This is a genomic window from Mixta sp. (genome assembly GCF_024610815.1).
Classification (GTDB): domain Bacteria; phylum Pseudomonadota; class Gammaproteobacteria; order Enterobacterales; family Enterobacteriaceae; genus Mixta; species Mixta calida.
This window is the reverse complement of sequence record NZ_JANION010000229.1, coordinates 1-4,244: the sequence shown is the minus strand read 5'-3', so window position 1 is coordinate 4,244 and position 4,244 is coordinate 1. Positions and strand designations below refer to the sequence as shown.

At 56.0% G+C, this 4,244-nt stretch carries 3 protein-coding genes; all 3 read left to right on the top strand.

Features of this window, described 5'->3' with window-relative positions:
* Nucleotides 1–199 precede the first annotated feature (199 nt).
* The 3 genes from MYY08_RS17765 to MYY08_RS17755 are packed head-to-tail and all read left to right on the top strand — an operon-like array spanning nt 200 to nt 4,017.
* On the top strand, nt 200–925 hold the full coding sequence (locus MYY08_RS17765) for a gluconate 2-dehydrogenase subunit 3 family protein (protein ID WP_038629572.1): 726 nt from the start codon (nt 200–202) through the stop codon (nt 923–925).
* A gap of 46 nt (nt 926–971) precedes the next feature.
* Nucleotides 972–2,741: a GMC family oxidoreductase gene (locus tag MYY08_RS17760; RefSeq protein WP_288015177.1), complete on the top strand. Its 1,770-nt coding sequence runs from the start codon at nt 972–974 to the stop codon at nt 2,739–2,741.
* A gap of 4 nt (nt 2,742–2,745) precedes the next feature.
* Complete coding sequence (locus tag MYY08_RS17755) at nt 2,746–4,017, top strand: c-type cytochrome (protein WP_288015174.1); 1,272 nt, start codon at nt 2,746–2,748, stop codon at nt 4,015–4,017.
* The last annotated feature ends 227 nt before the right edge of the window (nt 4,018–4,244 follow it).

Below are 4,244 nucleotides of genomic sequence, written 5' to 3'. Positions count from 1 at the left end.
GGTCCAATACTTACCTGAGTCGCGTTTGCACGCTAGGCCTCTCATTCGCAACGTTTTCCTGTTTTTATAATCATTTTGTTACATACGTTAATAGTAGGTAACTTATAAATGTGTATATCTCGTTAATCAATAAACATAACCGGAACAACCAGAAATACTAGATCTATTTTTATTAACATTATGTGAGACATCCAGGGCTATGTTGTTTAATAAAGAAACATCCCGCCGCAAGTTCTTACTCGGCGCTCTTGTCGCTTTGCCGTTAAGCGATATGATTTTTAAAGGACTTACCGCAGCACAGGCCGCTGAAATGGCCGCTCCAGAACTCAACGACTACCAGCCCATTTTCTTTAACGCTGAAGAATGGCAGTTTATTCTGGCCGCAACCGACCGCCTGATCCCCGCTGGCGGCAAAGGTAAAGCCCCCGGCGCGCTGGAGACCAACGTGCCGGTTTTTATCGACCAGCAGCTCCACGGCGATATGGGCGAAGAAATCTATATGCAGGGGCCGTTTAACGCCCATGCGCCTGCCACGATGGGGTATCAAATCCCCTACCGTCCGCAACAGCTCTATAAAATCGCGATTCCCTTGATTAATAAATGGAGCATTAACGCTTATCAGAAGCCTTTCCATCAGCTGACGCCGCAGGAAAAAGATCAGGTGCTGACGCATCTGCAAAAAGATGGCATCGATTTCGCCGCGCTTGGCGAAGCGAACATGAAGCCGTCGCACTTTTTCAGCCAGCTGATTTCCGATACCAAACATGGCTACCTCTCCGATCCGATGTACGGCGGCAACAAGGGCATGAAAGCCTGGATCGCCATCGGCTTTCCTGGCGCGCGCGCCAGCTTCCTGGAGTGGGTGAAACAGCACAACGTGCCTTATCCGTTAGGGCCGGTGAGTATCAAAGGCGAGCGCGCCTGACGGGCGCGAAGCAATGCGTGTTTTTGCAATATTTACAAGGTAAAGAATGGCACAGCTAAATAAGAAAGAAGTCGACGTCGTCGTGGTCGGCCTGGGTTGGGCTGGCTCGCTGATGAGCATCGAGCTGGCGATGGCGGGATTAACGGTACGGGCGTTAGAAAAAGGGCCGGAGCGTGACTACGCCGAATTCGCCTATCCGAAACCGGCCGATGAATATGCCTACGCGGTACGCAATAAAGTGATGACCACACCTGCGGAATCGGCGGTCACCGTGCGCTATAACATGGACCAGACGGCGCTGCCGACCCGCAAATGGGGCGCATTTGTGCCGGGCGGCGGCGTGGGCGGTTCAGGCCTGCACTGGACGGGCGTGCTGATCCGCCCAACGCCAACCGATTTAAAGCTCAAAACCTATGCGGACCAGGCCTATAAGCCGGGCATCCTCGCGGAAGAGATGCGCATCATGGACTTCCCGTTCACCTGGGATGAAATCGAGCCTTATTTCGATAAGTTTGAACGCATCTGCGGCCAGTCCGGCAACACCGGCAACCTACGCGGCAAAATTCTGGAAGGCGGCGATCCGTTTGAAGGTCCGCGCTCCAACCCTTATCCGCTGCCAGCGCTGGAAGATACGCTGAATAACGCGATGTTCGCCGAAGCGGCCAAAAAGCTGGGCTACCATCCGTTCCCTAACCCGTCTGCGGCGGTGTCGCGCGCCTGGACTAACCCTTACGGCAACCAGATCGCGCCCTGTAACTACTGCGGCTATTGCAGTAAATATCCCTGCCTGAACTACTCCAAAGCCTCGCCGCAGACGGCGGTGATGGATGCGCTGAAGCGCATGGACAGCTTCTCTTATGAAGTGAACGCCAACGTCCTGAAGGTAGTGCTGCACGACGATAAGAAAACGGCGAAAGGCGTGATCTACATCGACGAACAGGGTAACGAATGCTTCCAGCCGGCGAAGATCGTGGTGCTGAGCAGCTTCCAGCTCTACAACGTCCATCTGATGCTGCTTTCCGGCATTGGCAAGCCCTACAACCCGATTACCGAAGAGGGCGTGGTTGGGCGCAACTACGCTTTCCTGAGCAACGGCGGCGCGACGCTTTTCTTTAAAGATAAAAACTTCAATCCGTTCGCCACCTCCGGCCCGACCGGACAGATGTTCAACGACATCTCTCCGGGCAACTTCGACGGTCCGGGCCTGGGCTTTATCGGCGGCGCGAAGATCCACAGTTCGCAGGCGACCGGCACGCCGATCGGCACCTCGCTGCCGAAGGGCACGCCGTCATGGGGCATGGGCTGGAAAGAGGGTCTGGAGGAGTGGTACGGCCATTCCATGAAGATCAGCATCACCACCACCTGCATGTCCTACCGCGACATCTATCTGGATCTCGATCCGAACTACACCAATGAGCACGGCCAGCCGCTGCTGCGCATGACCTTCAACTGGAAACAGAACGAGCTTAAGCTTCAGCAGTACCTGAAGGGCATCGTGGGCGATATCGCGAAGGAGCTCAACCCGGACAGCATGAGCATGAGCTTTCTGCCGATGGATGCGCAATTTGATCTGACCAAGTATGTCTCCACGCATAACGTGGGCGGCGCGGTAATGGGCGACAACCCGAAAACCTCGGCGCTCAACCGCTACCTGCAAAGCTGGGATGTGCATAACGTGTTCGTGCCGGGCGGCAACGCCTTCCCGCAAAACTTCCAGGCGAACCCGACCGATACCATCGGCGCGATTACCCTGATGGCGGCACAGGCGATCAAAGAACAGTATCTGAAAAACCCCGGCCCACTGGTACAGGTATAAGCGCATGAAGCTGTTTACTCTCAGAAATTTTATCACTGGCAATGTGGTAGCGCTGGCCGCGCTGTTTTCTGTCGGCGCGCAGGCTGACGATACGGCGCAGCTGATTAAGCAGGGCGAATATCTTTCCCGCCTTGGCGACTGCATGGCGTGTCACTCGTTGCCGGGCAAGCCCGACTATGCGGGCGGCCTGGCGATCGAATCAAATCTCGGCACCATCTATTCGACCAATATCACGCCGGATAAGAAGTTCGGCATCGGCAACTACAGCGAACAGCAGTTCTCCGACGCGGTGCGCAAAGGCGTTCTGCCGGACGGCTCGCGCCTCTATCCGGCGATGCCCTACCCCGACTACGCGAAAATCAGCGACGCGGATATTCACGCGCTTTACGTCTACTTTATGCAGGGCGTGAAACCTGCCGCCGTTGCCGCGCCGGAAACCAAACTGAGCTTCCCGTTCAACCAGCGCTGGGGCATGCGTTTCTGGAACTGGGCCTTTACTTCCGATAAGCCGTTCCAGCCGATCGGCGGCGCATCGGCGGAGGTCAACCGGGGCGCTTACATTGTGGAAAGCCTGGGCCACTGCGGCAGCTGCCATACGCCGCGCAGTATCACCATGAACGAGAAGGCGCTCGACAGCAGCGAATCTGCGTTCCTGGCGGGCGGCGACCTGAACGGCTGGCCGGTGCCTTCCCTGCGCGGCATGCCGCGCTGGAGCGAGCAGGAGATTGTCGACTATCTGCAAACCGGCCGTAATGATAAAGCGTCGGTCGGCGGCGAGATGACCTCCGTGGTGGAGCACAGCTCGTCGCATATGAGCGATGCCGATCTGAAAGCGATCGCCGCTTACCTGAAATTCCTGGGAGGTAATCCCTCCCTGAGCCGACAGGACGTCCAGAAGGTGGAACAAACCGCCGCGAAGCTTACCGCTGCGAAAAACCTGACGGAAGGCGAGCGCCTCTATCTGGATAGCTGTAACGCCTGCCATTTCGTTAACGGCAAAGGCGCGCCGGGCGTCTTCCCGGAGCTGGATCAGGCCTCCATCGTCAATGCGGAAAGCCCGGTCGGTTTGATTCATACGATCCTTGCGGGCGCGCAGCAGCCTTCAACGGCGAAAGCGCCGTCCACGCTGGCGATGCCGGGCTTCGCTCATCGCCTGAGCGACGAGGAGGTGGCGAAGCTGGCCACCTTTATCCGCCAGGGCTGGAACAACAATGCGCCTGAGGTGACCAGCAAGCAGGTCAGCGAGGTGCGCCAGCATCTCAGCCACGGCAACTAACCGTTAACATTTCACTCAAGGCCGGCTATCCGGCCTTTTTTATTGTTGCTTAAACAACGCTTCTTAATGGAAGGCTGGCAGACGGCTGCCAGCATAATGATTGCTACATTAAACGGCGAAAGCAGCAGATTAATCTTATTGGCGTTTGAGGGTGATATATCATCCGCATCTTTGTTTAATAATATAAATACCTGCCACTGTTTTAATTATTCGTCTTTTTACCCGAC

Coding starts and splice junctions, on each gene's coding strand:
- MYY08_RS17765 (WP_038629572.1), top strand. CDS start 200: ATGTTGTTTAATAAAGAAACATCCCGCCGCAAGTTCTTACTCGGCGCT.
- MYY08_RS17755 (WP_288015174.1), top strand. CDS start 2,746: ATGAAGCTGTTTACTCTCAGAAATTTTATCACTGGCAATGTGGTAGCG.
- MYY08_RS17760 (WP_288015177.1), top strand. CDS start 972: ATGGCACAGCTAAATAAGAAAGAAGTCGACGTCGTCGTGGTCGGCCTG.